The 15939-nt window shown below is 70.9% G+C and carries 18 protein-coding genes; 8 read left to right on the top strand and 10 right to left on the bottom strand.

The window, feature by feature from the left end; genetic code table 11:
* Nucleotides 1-62: 62 nt before the first annotated feature.
* Nucleotides 63-2084 (bottom strand): NPCBM/NEW2 domain-containing protein, encoded by a 2022-nt coding sequence (locus tag FNH08_RS24465; RefSeq protein ID WP_152773694.1) that lies wholly within the window; start codon nt 2082-2084, stop codon nt 63-65.
* Between the two features lie 450 nt (nt 2085-2534).
* Here FNH08_RS24465 and FNH08_RS24460 point away from each other — a divergent pair, with 450 nt between their 5' ends.
* From FNH08_RS24460 to FNH08_RS24450, 3 genes are all read left to right on the top strand, one after another.
* On the top strand, nt 2535-2732 hold the full coding sequence (locus FNH08_RS24460) for a hypothetical protein (RefSeq protein ID WP_407704442.1): 198 nt from the start codon (nt 2535-2537) through the stop codon (nt 2730-2732).
* 165 nt (nt 2733-2897) lie between these two features.
* Nucleotides 2898-3329: a hypothetical protein gene (locus FNH08_RS24455; RefSeq protein ID WP_152773692.1), complete on the top strand. Its 432-nt coding sequence runs from the start codon at nt 2898-2900 to the stop codon at nt 3327-3329.
* Nucleotides 3330-3606: 277 nt separating this feature from the next.
* Entirely contained in the window at nt 3607-4095 is a 489-nt protein-coding gene (locus FNH08_RS24450) for a MarR family winged helix-turn-helix transcriptional regulator (RefSeq protein ID WP_322725269.1), read from the top strand.
* Nucleotides 4096-4123: 28 nt separating this feature from the next.
* Here FNH08_RS24450 and FNH08_RS24445 read toward each other — a convergent pair whose 3' ends face one another.
* The 6 genes from FNH08_RS24445 to FNH08_RS24420 all read right to left on the bottom strand — a co-directional run bounded on the left by FNH08_RS24445 (nt 4124) and on the right by FNH08_RS24420 (nt 10056).
* On the bottom strand, nt 4124-5896 hold the full coding sequence (locus FNH08_RS24445) for a PP2C family protein-serine/threonine phosphatase (protein ID WP_152773691.1): 1773 nt from the start codon (nt 5894-5896) through the stop codon (nt 4124-4126).
* A complete protein-coding gene (locus FNH08_RS24440; protein ID WP_152773690.1) occupies nt 5893-6960 on the bottom strand; it encodes an ATP-binding SpoIIE family protein phosphatase in 1068 nt (355 codons plus the stop codon). Before FNH08_RS24440 ends, FNH08_RS24445 begins: the two co-directional genes overlap by 4 nt.
* Nucleotides 6960-7400, bottom strand: a complete 441-nt coding sequence (locus FNH08_RS24435; RefSeq protein WP_152773689.1) for an anti-sigma regulatory factor — start codon at nt 7398-7400, stop codon at nt 6960-6962. The genes FNH08_RS24440 and FNH08_RS24435 overlap by 1 nt, the downstream gene beginning before the upstream one ends.
* The gene (locus FNH08_RS24430; protein ID WP_322725267.1) at nt 7400-7819 is read right to left on the bottom strand and encodes an STAS domain-containing protein; all 420 of its coding nucleotides are present in this window, start codon (nt 7817-7819) and stop codon (nt 7400-7402) included. Before FNH08_RS24430 ends, FNH08_RS24435 begins: the two co-directional genes overlap by 1 nt.
* Nucleotides 7816-8715 carry an STAS domain-containing protein gene (locus FNH08_RS24425; RefSeq protein WP_322725266.1) on the bottom strand — a complete coding sequence of 300 codons (900 nt, stop codon included), beginning with the start codon at nt 8713-8715 and terminating at the stop codon, nt 7816-7818. Before FNH08_RS24425 ends, FNH08_RS24430 begins: the two co-directional genes overlap by 4 nt.
* A 159-nt stretch (nt 8716-8874) precedes the next feature.
* Complete coding sequence (locus FNH08_RS24420) at nt 8875-10056, bottom strand: PP2C family protein-serine/threonine phosphatase (protein ID WP_152773688.1); 1182 nt, start codon at nt 10054-10056, stop codon at nt 8875-8877.
* 139 nt (nt 10057-10195) lie between these two features.
* On the opposite strand from FNH08_RS24420, the gene FNH08_RS24415 reads away from it, so the two are divergent.
* A complete protein-coding gene (locus FNH08_RS24415; protein WP_322725265.1) occupies nt 10196-10672 on the top strand; it encodes a MarR family winged helix-turn-helix transcriptional regulator in 477 nt (158 codons plus the stop codon).
* 186 nt (nt 10673-10858) lie between these two features.
* Here the strand turns inward: FNH08_RS24415 and FNH08_RS24410 are convergent, their stop codons facing one another.
* Nucleotides 10859-11248 (bottom strand): STAS domain-containing protein, encoded by a 390-nt coding sequence (locus tag FNH08_RS24410; RefSeq protein WP_322725264.1) that lies wholly within the window; start codon nt 11246-11248, stop codon nt 10859-10861.
* 480 nt (nt 11249-11728) lie between these two features.
* Between FNH08_RS24410 and FNH08_RS24405 the strand changes: the two genes are divergently transcribed.
* Entirely contained in the window at nt 11729-12199 is a 471-nt protein-coding gene (locus FNH08_RS24405; protein ID WP_152773686.1) for an ATP-binding protein, read from the top strand.
* 98 nt (nt 12200-12297) lie between these two features.
* Here the strand turns inward: FNH08_RS24405 and FNH08_RS24400 are convergent, their stop codons facing one another.
* Entirely contained in the window at nt 12298-13176 is an 879-nt protein-coding gene (locus FNH08_RS24400; RefSeq protein ID WP_152773685.1) for an RNA polymerase sigma factor SigF, read from the bottom strand.
* 314 nt (nt 13177-13490) lie between these two features.
* Here FNH08_RS24400 and FNH08_RS24395 point away from each other — a divergent pair, with 314 nt between their 5' ends.
* Nucleotides 13491-14360, top strand: coding sequence for an RNA polymerase sigma factor SigF (locus tag FNH08_RS24395; RefSeq protein WP_152773684.1), 870 nt, complete (start codon nt 13491-13493; stop codon nt 14358-14360).
* A complete protein-coding gene (locus FNH08_RS24390; protein ID WP_152773683.1) occupies nt 14354-14587 on the top strand; it encodes a DUF5133 domain-containing protein in 234 nt (77 codons plus the stop codon). The genes FNH08_RS24395 and FNH08_RS24390 overlap by 7 nt, the downstream gene beginning before the upstream one ends.
* 64 nt (nt 14588-14651) lie before the next feature.
* On the opposite strand, the gene FNH08_RS24385 is transcribed toward FNH08_RS24390, so the two are convergent.
* Nucleotides 14652-15086 carry an SsgA family sporulation/cell division regulator gene (locus tag FNH08_RS24385; RefSeq protein ID WP_152773682.1) on the bottom strand — a complete coding sequence of 145 codons (435 nt, stop codon included), beginning with the start codon at nt 15084-15086 and terminating at the stop codon, nt 14652-14654.
* Between the two features lie 127 nt (nt 15087-15213).
* Here FNH08_RS24385 and FNH08_RS24380 point away from each other — a divergent pair, with 127 nt between their 5' ends.
* Nucleotides 15214-15579 (top strand): PRC-barrel domain-containing protein, encoded by a 366-nt coding sequence (locus FNH08_RS24380; RefSeq protein ID WP_322725263.1) that lies wholly within the window; start codon nt 15214-15216, stop codon nt 15577-15579.
* Nucleotides 15580-15939 lie beyond the last annotated feature (360 nt).

Raw genomic sequence — 15939 nt, 5'->3', positions numbered from 1 at the left:
GGTCTGGGGGCGCAGCCCCCAGGGGACGGGAATGGGTAGGGGCGGCGGGGGCGAGACAACCCCTAGCAGCTCAACCGCGCATCGCCCCAGTCCCCGTGATCCGACGTCGTACCGTCACCCCCGTCCGTGACGACGAGCGAGATCACCTGGGCGCCGCTCACATCCGCTGAAACCCCCTGCGCGGCCTGCGCGTTGGTCAGCGGGCCCGCAGTGGCGACCGTCGTACCGTCCGCGCGGATCTCGAACGCCACGGACCCGTCGGCACCCTCTTCGTCATCGACCCCCACCTGGGCGGTGACCGTCTCGCAGGCCTTCCCCGCGTAGTACTCGACGGCGCTCTGGGCGTGCACGCCTAACCCCTTCTCGTACACGGTGCCGTTGACGGTGAGGGGGCTGCCGTCACCCGCCGCGCTCTCGCCGTTGCTGGTGTCGCGCTCGACGGGCCCCCAGCCGTTGGCCGTCGACAGCCACGGCAGATCGCTCAGGTACGACGTGCCCGAGGGCGGCGCGCCCACCACGGAGAACCGCAACGGCACCACACTCTCGGCCCGCGCCCCGGTCGGCGACCGGTAAGTCGCCCTGAGCGTCAGGTCGTACGGCCCGTGAGCCGTGCCCTCCGGCGCGGTCACCTTCCACGAGGTGCGCAGGGACCGTCCCGACGGCAGCGTGCCGACCGTGGTGGGCGAGGTCGGGCGGACCGTCCACCCCGCCGGCCCGGTCAGCGTGACGGAGACGCGCTTCGCCGACGTGCGGCCGAGGTCGGTGACCGCGGTCGTGAGCGCGGCCGGCCTGCCCGCCTCGACGAACGAGCCGCCCCCCAGGTCGAGTTCGACGGCAGGCGGATGCGCGGCCCACCTGTCGTCGGCCCGGACGCGGAAGAGGACGGTGCCGTGCGCGGGGACGGTCGCCGAGATCCTGCCCGCGGTGTTGTAGCTCTTGTGCTGCCACAGGTCGCGCAGGGTGTACGCGTCGGAGTCGGGGAGGCCGACGGCCGCCGCGGTCGTCGAGATCCGCTGCGCGCTGCCCGTCTCGTTGAAGAGGGCCACGGCCCGGCTGCCGTCCTTCATCTCCTTGGCGACGACCCAGCGACCGCCGTCGGACGACAGGACCGTGCCCTGTTCGCCCAGCGGGTCCTGGTCCACCGCGATCACCTCGCGGTTGCTCAGGATGTCGAAGGTCTCGTCGGACGCCGACCGCAGATCGGAGCCGATCAGCAGAGGTGCCGCCATGATCGACCACATCGAGAAGTGCGTGCGGTACTCGGTGTCCGTCATGCCGCCGTTGCCGACCTCCAGCATGTCCGGGTCGTTCCAGTTCCCGGGACCGGCGTACGGCGCGAGGGGCAGGTTCTTCTTGAGGATCGACAGCATCGAACCCCAGTTGTCGCTGATGTCGCCGGTCGTGCGCCATAGCTGGCCGACATCCGAGGCCCACTCCCAGGGCTTGTTCTGGCCCCACTCGCAGAGGCTGTAGACGATGGGGCGGCCCGTGGCCCGGAGCGCGTCGCGCATGGTCGTGTAGCGCAGCTTGGCATCCACGCCCTGGTTGTTGCAGTTGTCGTACTTGAGGTAGTCGACGCCCCAGTCCGCGAACTGCCGTGCGTCGCTGTACTCGTGGCCCAGCGCGCCCGGGAACCCGGCGCTGTTGCATGTCTTCGTGCCCGCGCTGGTGTAGATGCCGAACTTCAGGCCCTTGGAGTGCACGTAGTCCGCGACAGCCTTGATGCCGTTCGGGAAGCGCACTGGGTCGGGCACCAGCTTGCCGTCCGGGTCCCGCTGCGGCAGCGCCCAGCAGTCGTCCAGGTTGACGTACTCGTACCCGGCGTCCTTGAGCCCCTTCTCGACGAAGAGGTCCGCGATGCCCTTGACCATGGCCTCGTTGAACTCCGCCCGGCAGTGCGTGGAGTTCCAGTTGTTGAACCCCATGGGCGGAGTGAGGGCGAGACCGTCGTCCGGAGCGGGGGCGGCCGGGTAGGCGGAGGGGGAGGCCAGGGCCGGAGCGGAGAGTCCGGCGAGACCGAGCACCCCCGCGATGAGCGCTCCGACCACTCTTCGACGAGCTGTGCGGGTGGGAAGGTGACGCATCGTTACGCTCCTTCGTCCTCGCGAAAGATGGGAGGTCTTCATGTCCGCGTCATTCGTGCGGGCTTACGGTAGGGCGCATGGAGGCGAGGTGGAAGGGGGAGCATGGAGCGCCTTGGGAGGCAAGGGCTCTGACAGGTCATCGGATGTCATGGGGGGAGGGCTCGGCGGGGAACTGGTCGCCGGTAGCACCGGCCGAGGAGCTTGCCCGCCCGGCGTGCGGCCCACGATCAGGTGTCCGAGAACCTCCCCGCGAGGTCGCGGCGGATCACGTTCGCATCGACGTGGACGTGCCCGTCGTCCCCGTTCATCGGCCCTCCTGACGCGCTGCGTACCCGCGAGCATGCCAGGTTCCCCCCGGGCAGGTGTCCGTATCGCCTCCGTCATCCTGCCGCGAGGAACGCGTGACCCCGGGCCGGTTTCGCAGTTGAACGGGGCATGAAGAAGCGCAGCATGCTTGCCATTGCCTCCCTGGCCACCGGTTTCGTCGTCGCGGCCATCACGCCGTCCCACGGTCTCGACGCAGACGCCCTCGGCAACCTGGACGTGAACGACAGCCACAGCACCCTCGACCAGGCGGCCGACGACGGCGCCCTGGGACAGGAGGGACACAGCGGACACGGCACAGGCAGCACCAGCCGCAACGGCTGATCCGAGAACTCGAACTGTCGGCCCTCGCCCGGTGCCCTGGCCCCGGGCGAGGGCCTCGCCACGTCAGCGCACCGCGACAGCACCGCCCCGGACGAGGAAACGGCAGTTCCGTGTGTCTCTTGAGGTTTTCTGGGAGCGATCCGAATATCGGGGAACCCGAACACCATGAACGAGCCGAATCTCCCACCCCAGAGTGAGGCCCTGGACATCCACCTCGGCCTCCTGCGCATGAGCATGACCTCCGAGGAGTACGAGCTCCTGCTGGGCATGGTCGAGCCGGTGCTGAGGGCGCTCGACTCGGAGGAGTCCGGGCCGGTCAGTCAGGACCTGGACGACGAAGTCGCCGACGCCGTCTCCCAGACGGTCCGCGACGAGGCCGCACTGGTCATCGCCACCGCCGTCACGGGTCGCGTCGACAACGAACTCATCCAGATCGAGATCGAGGGCGGCGAGCCCGTCCGGGTCGTCACCGATCCCGACACGGCGGCCGACCCGGAACGGCGCAAGGACATCGCTGACTGTATTCGCGCCCGCTACCAGGAAGACGAGCAACTGCGTGGCATCGCCGAGGCGAGCGGTCTTCCCACGGATCTGTGACCGGCCCGTCGAGGTACCACGCGGAGGATGTGAGACGGCCGTGTACTCACGGGCGCTCCGGGTAGGCCCTTGGGCATGACCAGGATTTTGGCCGGAGTTGACTGAGAGAGAAGCCTTCGTGGGTACCGCTGGAGCTGTTTGCATTCCGCGAATCCGTCCGGTCCGTCGTGGCCGGCGCGACTCCGCCGGTGCCACGAGGAGGTGCCGGCCGGTGCTCCCGGCCTGGGCCAGACGGCTCGGGGCCCCGTGGTCGAGGGTCTGCGGAGGGTGACGGGCGGTGGGCTGTGAGGAGGCCCCCCGCTCCCGCGGCGACGCGGCCGGCCGACAGGTGGTCGACGCGGTGGAGAACCTGGTGGCGCTCTGGTTCGCCGCCGTGGAGGACGTCACCCCGAGGCTGCCCGCCCGCCAGGTAAGGGCGCTGCGGATCGTGCGCCGTCGGCCCGAACTCAACCTCACCGCACTGGCCGAGCAACTGGACATCGGACTGCCCACCGCCAGCAGGATGTGCGACCGGCTCGAGGCCGCCGGACTGCTGGAGCGGAACGCGCAGCCCGACGACCGGCGCGAGGTGCAACTGGTGGTCACCCCGCACGGCCGCAGATACCTCACCGAGGTCACCGACCGGCTGTCCGCGTACCTCACCACGGCGCTCGACGGTCTGCCGCCTGGGCAGCGCACGGTGCTGGAGGAGGTCCTGCGGGCCTTCCACGAGGCGCAGGGCCCGGTGGACACCCGGCCCGAGCGGGAGGCGCCGGCCGACCGCTGACGGGCGCCGACAACCGTCGGCGCCCCGGTCAGGCGCGGGTGCCGGAGTGCGCCGCTTCCCTGATCCTCGCCGCGTCGCTGTGGATGTGGCAGAGCAGCAGGCACACGTCGTCGTCGTGTTCGGAGTCGTGCAGCAGAGGCTGCAGGAGCCGGTCGGCCGAGCCCTCCAGGTCCCGGTCGAGGTCGGTCGGCTCGAAGGCCGCCAGTGCCGTCGCGAGCCGCCCGATCCCCGGATCTATGCCCTGCGCGCGGCGCTCCACCAGACCGTCCGTGTAGAGCGCCAGCGTCGAGCCGGGCGGAAGGGGGACGGTGTGGTCGCCGATGACCTGCCGCAGGGGGATGCCGAGCATGGCACCCGGCTTGGCGTCGAGCGTGTGCACCTGCCCGTCAGGGGTACGCAGGACGGGTGGCGGATGACCCGCGGCGGCCCAGGTGAGGGTGGGGTCGTCGGGGTGGAAGCGCGCGATGACGGCCGTGGCGTACAGATCGGGCTGCAGGTGGTGCAGGAACGTGTGCAGGTGGGTCAGCAGCTCGCCGGGACTGCCGCCGTCGACGGCGTAGGCCCGCAGGGCGGTGCGCAGCTGGCTCATCATGACGGCGGCGTGCAGACCGTGCCCCGTCACGTCACCGATGACGGTGATCAGACTGCCGTCGGGCTGCCGGAAGGCGTCGTACCAGTCCCCGCCGATGTTCAGGCCGTGCGTGGCCGGGAGATAGCGTGCGGCGAGGTGCAGGCCGGGCGTCGTGGGCAGGTCCGTGAGCAGGGCCCGCTGCAGGGTCTCGGCGATGTCGCGGTTGTGCTCGAAGCGTCTGGCGTTCTCCAGGGCGATGCTGGCCCGCCGGGTGAGCTCGATCAGCATGACGGCGTCGTCGGCGTCCCAGCGCGCCTCGGGGGGCGACAGCGTCAGCACACCCAGGGGCGCCCCGCGGGTCATCAGGGGGATGCACAGCTTGGGCCTGCCGGGTTCCAGCGCGGAAGGCGGCTGGTCGTCGACGCCGGGCAGGTCGCCGGGGTGGTCGGCGGCGTACTGGGGGCGCCCACGCCGCGCCGCGAGGACGGCGGCGGCCGGATGCGCTCTGCTGCGGTGGTCGCCGGCCCTTTCGTCGTCTCCGTCCCCGAACAGCCATACGTCGACGGTGCGGGCGTACCGGGGCACCAGCAGCCCGGGGAGGAGCCGCACGATCGCGTCGTGGTTGAGGGAGGCAGTCAGGGCGGCGCTCGCGTCGGCCAGGAAGGTCAGACGGCCACGGGCCCGCTCCGCCTCCGCGTGGGCCTTCTGCTCGGCGGCGAAGAGCTCCCGCTGCGCCCGCCCGGCCGCGTCCAGCTCGGCGTGCAGGGCCAGGACGCCCTGGTTGGTCTGGTGGAGCTCCTCGCGGTGGAAGGCGACCAGCTGTTCCTGCTCGTCGAGCTTCTCCAGTAACACGGCCGCGTCCTCGTCGGCGCTGAACAGCGCCTCCGCCAGCGTCTCCGGGTCGTCGCCCACGTGCTCCGCCCCGGAGCCGCCGCCGTCCGCGGGGAACGGCGCCGTGACGCGCCAGGGCAGCCGTGCGTCGGTCGTCCGGTTCGCGACCGACGCCACCTCCACGACGAACAGGCCGCTCTCGCCCGGGCACGCTGTCGCCTCCACGCCGAGCCGCCACTCGCCGCCCTTGGTCAGGCACTGCCGCAGGTGTGCGGTGAGCGCGGTCACCAGACGCGTCCGCTCGACGGCCGTCACGCCGTGCGCCGCGGCCAGCCGGGCGGTGGCGATCCGGGCCCGCGCGGCATCGGTGACGGTGCTGACATGCCAGGTACGGGTCATGAGGTCCGGTCCGGCGGAACGGGGCACAGTACGGCGACCGCGGTGTCGTCGCGCACCGGCCGGGCGGGGCTGCTCGCGTCACGCACGATCACGGCGGCGACGACAGCGGGGTCGAGGCAGGGGCTGTGCGCTGCCGGAGGGGGACTCCAGCGGCTCGGCAGACCGTCACTGTGGAGTACCAGAAGACAGTCGTCCTCCCAACCCACCTGGTGCTCGGGCAGCCTCGCCGACCGGTGGGCGCCGACGATCCCCGGACGTGAGAGCAGGGGCCGCCACGTGTCGCCGCAGCGCAGCCGGGCGCCTATGTTCCCGACCCCGGCGAAGCGCAGCTGTCCGGCGGCGAGATCCAGCTGGGCCACGGCCACGGCCGCACCCCGGGTGTCGCGCAGCGCCCCGTCCAGCCGCCGCAGGAGCTCCGCCGGCGGCAGATCGGCCGAACGGCGCAGCTCCTCCACCGCGGCCGAGGACGCGCGTGCCGCCTCCGGGCCATGGCCCAGACCGTCGGCCAGCATCAGCGTCACGTGGTGGTCCGACCGGATCCCTGCCCAGGCGTCACCCGAGTAATCCGCCCCGGAGAAAGGGATGTTGACGCCACCGACCCGCACCGGAAGGCGGACCGGCCGCTGCTCGCCGGAGCGGTCCCGGCGGGCACCGATCCGTGCCATCGCGATCGTCCCCCGCCCCTGAACGCTGTGCAGATCGAAGTCGTCGGCGACCCGCCGGCAGGTACCGAGTCCGGCACCGAGCGAGCCGGTGGTCGAGTAGCCGTCGCGCAGCGCGGTCACCACGTCGCGCATGCCCGGGCCGTGGTCGACCGCCACGATCTGCACGACGGGGCTCCCCTCGTGGCCGGGAGCGGTGAGGGGGAAGTCCACGAGGTCCAGGAGGATCCGGCCGCCGTCGGCGTGCTTCAGCAGGTTCGTCGCGAGTTCGGTGGCCACGAGGGTGGCGCGCGCGGTGCGGTCCTCGTCGAGTCCCGCCCGGGCCGCCGCCTCCTCGGTCGCCACGCGCACGTCACGTACCCGGGTCGAGTCGTGCACCGGCACCTCCCAGACGCGTGGCATCACTTCTCCTCACGCGGCCGAGGAGGACCCGAGACCCACGACGTCACCGTCACGGTCGTCCCGCTGCCCGGGCGGCTGTCGATGGCGAACTCGTGGACCAGACGCCGTGCGCCGCCGAGACCCATGCCCAGCCCCTCGCCGGAGGTGTAGCCGTCGCGCAGGGCCTGCTCGAGGTCCGGGATACCCGGCCCCTCGTCACTGAACGCCAGCCGCAGTCCCGGCACGCCGCCCCTGCTCACCGGTGCGCACGCCATCTGCCCCCCGCCGCCGTGGACGAGGGTGTTGCGGGCCAACTCGCTGGCGGCGGTGACCAGTTTGGTCTGCGCCACGAGACCGAAGCCGAGCTGGGCAGCGGCCTGCCGCACGTGCTGCCGTACCCACACCAGATCCAGGTCCGAGTGGATCGGCAGGCATGCGGAGACACCGCCGGCTGTCTGCATCAGGGACTCTCCTGGCGTGTGCGCCCGTGCCGGGGGGAGATCGAGGCTTCGCCGAGCAGGCGCAGGGCCTCGTCGGAGCTGAGCGCCGTGCGCAGCCCCGGGAGGGTCAGCCCCAGTTCCACGAGCGTGATCGCCACGGCGGGGCGCATCCCGGCCACCACGGTCTCGGCGGCGAGGAGCCGTGTCTTCGCCGCGATGTCGCTGAGCACCCGGCCGAGGAACGAGTCGACCATCTCCACGCCCGAGAGGTCGATGACCACGCCCTTGACCCGGCTGTCGGCGGCCGCCTCGCTGACGTCCTGCTGGAGCTGTTCCGCCGTGCCGTCGTGCAGATCGCCCTGGAGCGTGACGAGGAGGACGTCACCGATCCTGAGGACGGGCACCTGTCCCCCGTAGGGGGAGGGGAACGCGCCGGTCACCGGGACCCCGCGTCGTGCGGCTCCTGGGGCACGATGTGCGCGCCCTGCTGCCGCAAGGCGTAGCCGAGGGCATCCGCGAGGCTCGCCCGTGTCTTCACCGAGCCCAGGTCGATGCCCAGGTGGACGATGGTCTGGGCGATGGCGGGCCGGATGCCGGAGACGATGCACTCCGCTCCCATCAGACGCGCCGCCGCGACGGTCTTCATCAGGTGCTGCGCGACGAGGGAGTCGACGGTCGGCACACCCGTGATGTCGAGGATCGCGAAGCGCGCGTGCTGCTCCACGATCGAGTCCAGGAGCGTTTCCATCACCACCTGGCTGCGGGCGCTGTCGAGGGTGCCGATGAGCGGCACGGCGACGATGCCCTCCCACAACTTGATGACGGGCGTGGCCACTTCCAGCAGTTGCAGGTGCTGCCGGTTGATGAGCTCCTGTCCCGCGCTCAGCAGCGTCTCCAGGACGACCAGGCGCAGCGTGCCCATCAGCACGGTGAGGGCGGTCGTGGACTCCCGCACGTGCTCGGCCGGCTGGTCAGCCAGTTCGGCGACGAGCAGGTCGACGACGGCAGGCCGCAACGCGTCCACCTCGGCCGAGATCTGACTGTTCGTCGAACCCGCACGCGAACGGGACGCCGCCATCCGGGCGAGCTGTTCGCGCACGACGGCGAAGCCGTCGGCCTCCTGCTCCTCCACGCGTTCGGCGGCGGCCACCGCGGCCAGCGCCTCCACCACGGCCCGGCCCGCTTCCACCGCCTCCTCCCGGGAGACGGTGAAGACGGTGCGGAACAGCGCCGCGTCGGCCCACCGTTGTGCGATCTGCTCCCGACGTCGCCGCAGGAAGTCCCCGACCTCCTGCGCCGGTGTCTCCTGGTGTCCTGCCGCTTCCTGCTCCGGCACGTGTTCCTCCTTACCTCTCGCGCGCTGCCCCGGCCGTGGCGGCGAGCCCGTCGGTGCGGTCCCCAGCCTGCTGCCCGACAACTGTAGACACGCGGTGATCCCTTACAACTCCGCGGTGGTGCCCGGCGAACCGAGCCGTGCGACCGCGGTCCCATGGCGTCATGTCCGCCCGAACCAGTCCAGGCACACCACGAGCGCGTCGTCGTCGGGCACGGCGGAACCGCGGTGACCGGACAGCTCCCGCAGGACGGCGCCTGGCACCTCCGGTGCCGGGAGGAGGCTGGTGGAGGTGATGGCCCGCGCCAGCGCCCGCTCCCCGTAGGTTTCGCCGCCGGGCGCGGCGACCCCGTGCACCCCGTCGCTGACGAAGACCAGCCGGTCGCCCGGCTCGACGTGGAACTCCTGGGCCACGTAGTCGGTTTCCTCGAACATGCCCAGGGGGAGCTGCGCCTCGAGGTCGACGGACGTGACGTTCCTCTCGCGCAGGCGCAGCATCCGGGGTGAGCCGGCGTCGACCACCTGGAGGCGCCCGGTGGACAGATCCACATCCAGCAGGAGCACGGACAGGTGGGCACGGCCCCGGTAGTGGGCGTGGACCGCCTGGTCGGCCAGGGCGGCCTGGTCGGCGATGGACAGGCCCGCACGCCGTGCGTTGCGCAGCGCGTTGATCCCCAGGGTGGTCAGCAGCGAGGCCTCGATGCCCTCACCCATGCCGTTGGTGATGTACAGCATCAGCCGGTCGGCGCTCGCGGACCAGTCGAAGTTGTCACCGAAGACCGCGTAGGCGGGCTCCAACTGGCCGCCGAGCGCGTACTCCGGCCGTGCGCAGGAACGGCCCGGCAGCAGCTGCCACTGCATCTCCGCCGCCAGCGTGAGGCGGTCCGTGCGCCGCGCCTGGAGGTACACGTCGGTGTCCCGTTCAGCGACGATCATCTCGTGCCCCAGGACCTCGGCGATCTCGGCCAGCTCGGCGCGGCACTCCTCGGCCCGGTCCGCCGAGTCCATCGTGACGCTCAGCACGCCGAGCCGGTCGCCGCGTACCGTCACCGGCAGGTGCACGCGCACCAGCCCGCCGCCGTGTCTCTCCACGAACGGTTCCTGGGCGCCGAAGGCCCGTCCGGCCGGGCTGCCGTGCATCGGCAGGGACTTGGGCGGTCCGGCCGTCACGGGGACGCTCCGCAGCGCGGTGAGCCCGTAGTCGGCCATGAGGACGTCGACGGCCTTCGCCGCGTAGGCGCCGCACACCACCCGGCGGACCGTGTCCACCAGTTGGTGCGGAGCCGCGGTGCGAAGTGCCCGCTCGGCTGCCGCCAACCTGTTCTCGATGTCGGACACGCCCATCTCTCCACTGTGACGGCGCCTCGTCCCGCGTTGCCGCGGACGCCGTCCGTCGGTGTTCCTGTGTCTGTATCCCGTGTTCTGTCCGGCCTGTCCGCGGCGGCGGGCTGACAGTGTTCGAGAACCCTGGAAGAGTGGGGACGTGCCTTCCTCCTCCTCGCATCCACGGCCGGACGAACTGGCGCGTGTGACCTCCCAGGCGGCGGAGCTGCTGGAGGTCGTGTGGGGTCGTGCCTCGACAGCGCCGGTGTCCGCGTCGCAGATCCGCGTGCTGTTCATCCTCGAGCACAACGACGGCATCAACCTCCGTATGCTCGCGGACGCCCTGGGCTCCACCCCGCCGTCGACCAGCCGTCTGTGCGACCGTCTGCAAGCCGTCGGTTTCCTGGAGCGAAAGCCCAGCGCCTCCAGCCGTCGTGAACTGCGTCTGCAGCTGAGCCGGCGTGGCCGGTCCTTCCTGGCGAAGCTGAGGGACCGCCGTGAGAGCGCCCTGGAGTCCGTACTGGCGCAGATGCCCACCGCGAAGCGCAGCGCCCTGCTGGAGGGTCTGGAGGCGTTCTGCGGCGCCGCGGCGGCACAGATCCACGAGGGTGACACCCCCGGCGTCCAGAGCGCCTGATCCGGCGTCGGAAGCGTCTGACGAGCGGCTCCGCTCCCACGCATCTTCCACCTCCCGCGCTTGCCATGGCTCACTCTGTTGCCTCACGGCCATAGTTGTCAAACAGCAACTGTTGGCCATGAGAAGGCTGTTCACAGTGGATGAACCGCCCCGGCGTCGAGGGGTTCGAGGTCCGGCCGGCGGGCTCTACTCGGACGGGGTGTCTTCCGGCTTTTCGGACCCCAGGGACGCCAGCGCCTCCTCGACGCTCTCCGTCGTCCGCACGGTGAGACTGACGCCGGTGAGGTCCAGGATGCGCCGCACGGCGGGGGTCGGGGAGATCACGTACACGCCTCCGGAGATCTCCCGCACCTCCTGGTAGACGCGCAGGATGATGTTCATGCCGGACGAGTCCATGAAGGGTACGGACGAGACGTCGAGCAGGAAGTGCCGTCGGCCGTGGTGGAGTTGGTTCGCCACGTGATGCTGGAGCTCGGTCGCGGTATCGATGTCCAGATCGCCCCCGATGGTGAGCAGCGCGGCGTCTTCCCGCGGAAGTGTCACCTTGATCGACAACGGATTCTGGGCCACAGACACAAGTACCTCCCACAGGCGTTACCGGTTCGGGGCCGGATACCCCGAAGTCCGGGTTCGAAGCATCGTGTGGCGACGCGGACGGTGATCCCGGACCGGCGAACGCCGGAGCCGGAGGGCCGCCCGGTGCGTCCCGCCCGAGGCGACGTCCTTGCCTTCCGCTGCTCGTCATGGCGATGCGCTCGTGCGCATACCCGCGATTCGAGCGGACACACCGTGCCGCCTCCGCGGCCGGGCGGTTCGCGTCGTCGCCGGTCGTACGGGTGGGCGGGCTCCCCAGTGATTCCCGCCATCCGGGCGCAGCGTGGTTTCGGACGCACAGGAGCGGTCAGCCGAAGGAGAGGAGACAACGGCACAGAACGGGCGCCACGGACCGCACGTACGGATGCGGGCACGGACGCCCTCCCCGGGGGTGACGGACGGTACGCGTATTGCCGGCGCCGCAGCTGTCCGGCCCCCTTCCCCCCTTCAGGGAGCGAGAGGATGCGTGAGCGATACCGAGTCCACACCAGCGGGCGCCCGGCCGCCTGGGGGCGGGTCCGTCAGGGACCGCGGAATCCGCGGGAGGCACGTGAGGCCGTCAGGCGGGTGGTGTCCGAGAGCACGGCAGACAACGGCTGGGACGAGGACGCGCTCTCGGACGCGTTGCTCGTTGTGTCGGAACTGACCACCAACGCGATGCTGCACGGTGGCGGCGTCACGGACTTCGGCGTCTCCGTCGTCGGCCGCGACCTGTACGTGTCGGTGAGCGACGGTGACCCCCGGCTGCCCGTGACGTCGGCCCCGGTCGACGACAGCGGTCGATGGCGCACCGGAGGCCGCGGCTGGCCGATCGTCCGCCGGCTGTCCCACGATGTGGCGGTGTCGCGTCTGCCGTCCGGCGGCAAACGCATCACCGCGGTGATCCCCCTGCGCCCGGTGCGCGGGGTGCCGGTCGGGAACGGCGCGTCCTAGGCAGGCCGTGGGCAGTGCACGAACCACACGAGAGTCCCGCCGACCATGGTCGGCGGGACTCTCGTGTGGCGCGGCGGGCTGGGGGAAGCCGAGGTGGCTCAGGCGACGTCGGATTCCAGCAGGCCCGCGCGCAGACGCTTGATGATGCGGCTGATCAGCCGTGAGACGTGCATCTGCGAGACGCCGAGGTGCCCGGCGATCTGGGACTGGGTGAGCTCCTCGACGAAGCGCATGTGGAGGATCCGGCGTTCCCGCTCGTCGAACTCGGCGATCAGCGGCGCCAGCGAGTGGAAGTCCTCGACGAGTTCCAGCGAAGGGTCCTCCTCGCCGATGACGTCGGCCAGCACGGTCTTGCCGTCCTGGGCGTCGTCGGTGCCGAGTACGGCGTCGAGGGAGGCGGAGTTGTAGCAGTTGGCCGCCTTGCGCGCCTCGATGACCTCTTCCTCCGGCAGGGACATCAACTGGGAGAGCTCACGCGTGGTCGGAGTACGGCCCAGCCGGGACCGCAACTCGTCGGTGGCCTTCGCCAGCTCCACCCGGGCCTCCTGCAGCCGTCGCGGAACGTGCACCGCCCAGCTGGTGTCCCGGAAGAAGCGCTTGATCTCGCCGACGATGTACGGCACGGCGAACGTCGTGAACTCGACCTCGCGGGAGATCTCGAACCGGTCGATCGCCTTGATCAGCCCGATCGTCCCGACCTGGACGATGTCCTCCATCGAGTCCTCCCGGCCGCGGAACCGCGAGGCGGCGTACCGCACGAGGGAGAGGTTCATCTCGATCAGCGTGTTGCGTACGTACTGGTACTCCCGCGTGCCTTCTTCCAGCACGGCCAGCCGGTCGAAGAACCGGCGTGACAGTGCACGCGCGTCCTTCGGTCCGACCTTCGAGGGGTCTTCGATGAGCGGCAGTCGCGCCCCCTCCTCCGTAACTGTCCCTCCCGCCGTGGCCGTTGTCCGTGCTGCCGTCACGGCTGCCATGCCGCCCACCCCAATCGCCGAAGTTCCCGATGACACAACTTCGCCTGCCCGGCTTCGCGCGAAGCACTCCCCCCCATTGGCGAAAACGTACCGGCAGGCCGATGTCTGGCGTGAAGTCGTCGCCCCCGCCGGGCATGTGTCACGACGCATGTGCGGACCGTTGTTTGCCCACACCGCTGTGGGGCAAGCGGAAGTCCGTGCTTCGGACCAGAGGCGCGCCGACGGGAGAGGTGTGCCCGTTCCGGGGCCTCTTCGCCCCGCGCACCCTTTCCGCGGCAGTTCCCCCTGAAATCGTCGTTCAGGAGCGATTCCGCATGCTCGTTGAGACTTCCGAAAACGGTTCCGGTGTGTCCGCTGTGTCCGCGCGTCACCACAGGCCGGGGCAGCGAGTGCACGACGACGCCCCCGACACCATGGCCGACTTCGTCCGGCTGGCGAGTCTGGAGGACGGGCCCGAGCGCGAGGCGCTCCGGGACGAACTGGTCAAGATCTGGCTGCCCATGGCCCACCGCATTGCGGGCCGGTTCCGCAACCGCGGTGAGTCGCTGGAGGACCTGCGGCAGGTCGCCGCGGTCGGGCTGGTGAAGGCCGTCGACCGGTTCGAACCCGAACGCGGAGCGTTCGAAAGCTATGCCGTGCCCACCATCACGGGCGAGATCAAGCGGCACTTCCGCGACCGGATGTGGGCGCTCCGTGTCCCCCGGCGCGTACAGGAACTGCGCAACAAGGTGCGTGTCGCGCGACGTGAACTCAGCCAGACCGCCGGTTCCGGTACGCCGACCGTCGCCGAGATCGCGGCCCACGCGAAGCTCACGGAGGAGGAAGTGAGCGCCGGGATGGAGGCGTTGGACAGCTTCAGCACGCTGTCCCTGGACGCGGAGGTGTCCGCGGGCGACGACGGGTACAGCCTCGCGGACACCCTCGGCGCCTGCGACACGTCGTACGACACCGTCGTCGACCGCGAGGCCGCGAAGGAGGGGCTGCGGCAACTGCCCGAACGGGAGCGCGCCATCCTCTACATGCGTTTCTTCGAGGACATGACCCAGAGCCGTATCGCCGACCACTTGGGCATCTCCCAGATGCACGTCTCCCGTCTGATCAGCCGCAGTTGCGCACGGGTGCGCGACGAGGCCCTCGGCGCCACGCGGCGACAGACCCCGACCGACGAAGGAGCCCCATGCTGAAACCTCATCCCGCGATCCTGCGCAGGCTCGTCGAGGAGTACGAGGAGGTCATGCACCGGGAGAGCCGGGAGCCGGTGTCCCGGCCCGGCCGGCGCGCGCAGGACCTCGCCTACACGCTGTGCGTGACGATGGGCACGCGCGACGTCCGGCGAGCCGTCGCGGAAGCGCGTCGTCAGGTCGCCGCCGGGAACGAACCCATGGCGGGTGGTGCACCGGTCGGAGCGTGAGCACTCGGGCCCGTCGCGCCGCGCTGTGTGGTGAGGAGTCGTCCGGCCGTCCGCGGACGGCTCCTCACCGCCTGCCCGTGCGGGCGAGGACCTTGGCGAGGAACTCCTCCACGTCCACCTCCTCGTGCCCCCGTTCCACCACGCGGTACGTGGCCTCGAGGAACGACATGACGGCGGGTGCCGACGCGAGGATGACCGCGCACCGCCGGCCCGCGTGGCCGCCGGCGTCGCCGGACAACTCGATGCGCAGCTCGTTCCGCGCTCCCACGCGCTGTGGGCGCATGCGTACGTCTCCCTCGCCGACGGGGCGCTGCACACCGTCGGCCACCATCTCGCGGTCCAGTCTCCACTGGGCGACGATGAGGCCCTCATGGGTGAAGGTCGCCGTCACGGCGAAGGGATCCTCCGCGTCGTAGCTCATGTGGGCCAGCACGCGGACGCGCCGGCCGGGCGCGGATTCGAGTCGCACGGTGAGGGTCCTGTGCACGAACGGGTTCAAGACTGGCCTCCGGGCGGAACAGTGGACGAGAGAGACCAGGTACCCCGATGACGCGGGTGATGCCCTGGCAACCGTTCCGAACGGAAGAGAGCCGGAAGCCGAACGGAAGAACCGAGGAGGAAACGAAGTGGACCGGGACGACATCTGGTCGTACGCACCGCAGAGCGGTCACAGGGAGGGCCAGCGGCTGACGGGGTTCACCGTCGAGGCCGCCGACGGCACGATCGGGCACGTGGACCGGCAGGCCGACGACACCCCCATGCGTCACCTGATCGTCGACACGGGCGTCTGGGTGTTCGGCAGGAGCGTGCTGGTGCCCGCGGGACTCGTCACGCACATCGACAGCGAGGCGCAGAAGATCACCGTGGCGTCCACGCGGGACGAGATCAGGTCGGCCCCCCGCTTCAGGACGGATCGCGAGACCCTCGACACCGCGTACCTGGAGTCGGTCGCCGCCTACCATCTCGGACTGCCGCCGCGGCAGGCCACGTGAGGCGGACGGCCCGGTCGACCTCCTCCGCGACGGTGGGCCGGCGACGCACGGCGATTCCGTCCGCCATGCTTCGGCCCCGAGCGGGTATGCGGGATTCGATGATGAACGACGAACTTGAACCAGTGGGGGCGTCCGGGACCGGGATACGTGCCGGGGCGGCCAGGCTCGAAACGCTCGTGCGGGGCAAGGTGAGGCTCCCGTGTACGGGTGCGGCGTGTACGGGGGCGAGGAAGCGATGAAGCCCGTGGAACGCCGCGTGAGCGCGGACAGCGCCCTTTCCCGCGCGGCCCGCGACACGGACGTCCGGACCGACCCCTTCGCGCCGCGCTCCGCCCCGCGCACCGTCGCTTCGGGCGACGC

Origin of the sequence: Streptomyces spongiae, assembly GCF_009377185.1 — a bacterium.
Classification (GTDB): Bacteria; Actinomycetota; Actinomycetes; order Streptomycetales; family Streptomycetaceae; genus Streptomyces; species Streptomyces spongiae.
The sequence above is the reverse complement of the archived record's forward strand: the minus strand, read 5'-3'. Positions and strand labels throughout refer to the sequence as shown.

Bases quoted from the DNA above. Each gene is read 5' to 3' on its own strand.
- FNH08_RS24465 (WP_152773694.1), bottom strand. From the start codon at position 2,084: ATGCGTCACCTTCCCACCCGCACAGCTCGTCGAAGAGTGGTCGGAGCG.
- FNH08_RS24460 (WP_407704442.1), top strand. From the start codon at position 2,535: ATGCTTGCCATTGCCTCCCTGGCCACCGGTTTCGTCGTCGCGGCCATC.
- FNH08_RS24455 (WP_152773692.1), top strand. From the start codon at position 2,898: ATGAACGAGCCGAATCTCCCACCCCAGAGTGAGGCCCTGGACATCCAC.
- FNH08_RS24445 (WP_152773691.1), bottom strand. From the start codon at position 5,896: ATGACCCGTACCTGGCATGTCAGCACCGTCACCGATGCCGCGCGGGCC.
- FNH08_RS24440 (WP_152773690.1), bottom strand. From the start codon at position 6,960: ATGCCACGCGTCTGGGAGGTGCCGGTGCACGACTCGACCCGGGTACGT.
- FNH08_RS24435 (WP_152773689.1), bottom strand. From the start codon at position 7,400: ATGCAGACAGCCGGCGGTGTCTCCGCATGCCTGCCGATCCACTCGGAC.
- FNH08_RS24420 (WP_152773688.1), bottom strand. From the start codon at position 10,056: ATGGGCGTGTCCGACATCGAGAACAGGTTGGCGGCAGCCGAGCGGGCA.
- FNH08_RS24405 (WP_152773686.1), top strand. From the start codon at position 11,729: ATGCGTGAGCGATACCGAGTCCACACCAGCGGGCGCCCGGCCGCCTGG.
- FNH08_RS24400 (WP_152773685.1), bottom strand. From the start codon at position 13,176: ATGGCAGCCGTGACGGCAGCACGGACAACGGCCACGGCGGGAGGGACA.
- FNH08_RS24395 (WP_152773684.1), top strand. From the start codon at position 13,491: ATGCTCGTTGAGACTTCCGAAAACGGTTCCGGTGTGTCCGCTGTGTCC.
- FNH08_RS24390 (WP_152773683.1), top strand. From the start codon at position 14,354: ATGCTGAAACCTCATCCCGCGATCCTGCGCAGGCTCGTCGAGGAGTAC.